Raw genomic sequence first — 523 nt, forward strand, 5'->3', positions numbered from 1 at the left:
ATCGATATGATTCGTATTAATGAAATTAAGCTTCCTCTTGATCATGAGGAAGGCGCGCTATTAGACGCGATCACTAAAAAACTTGGCATTCCTGCTGAGAAAGTTATCTCTTTTAACGTCTTTAGACGCGGCTACGATGCTCGTAAGAAAACCAATATTCATCTTATTTACACGCTAGACATCATCGTTGAAGGTGATGAAACCGCGTTGCTAGCGAAGTTCGCAAACGATCCTCACGTTCGCCAAACGCCAGACATGGAATACAAGTTTGTTGCGAAAGCACCTGAGAACCTAACAGAGCGCCCAATCGTCATCGGTTTTGGTCCATGTGGTCTGTTTGCTGGTTTGGTGTTGGCTCAAATGGGTTTCAACCCAATCATCGTTGAACGTGGTAAAGAAGTTCGTGAACGTACTAAAGATACTTTCGGTTTCTGGCGTAAACGCACGCTAAACCCAGAATCAAACGTACAGTTTGGTGAGGGCGGTGCGGGTACGTTCTCTGACGGTAAGCTGTACAGCCAAG

At 45.3% G+C, this 523-nt stretch carries 1 pseudogene; it reads left to right on the forward strand.

Annotated features, from left to right (window positions below):
- Nucleotides 1-6: 6 nt before the first annotated feature.
- A pseudogene (locus R7Q09_RS28235) lies at nt 7-523 on the forward strand (hypothetical protein); the annotation flags it as partial.

The organism is Vibrio sp. 2130-1, assembly GCF_033339515.1.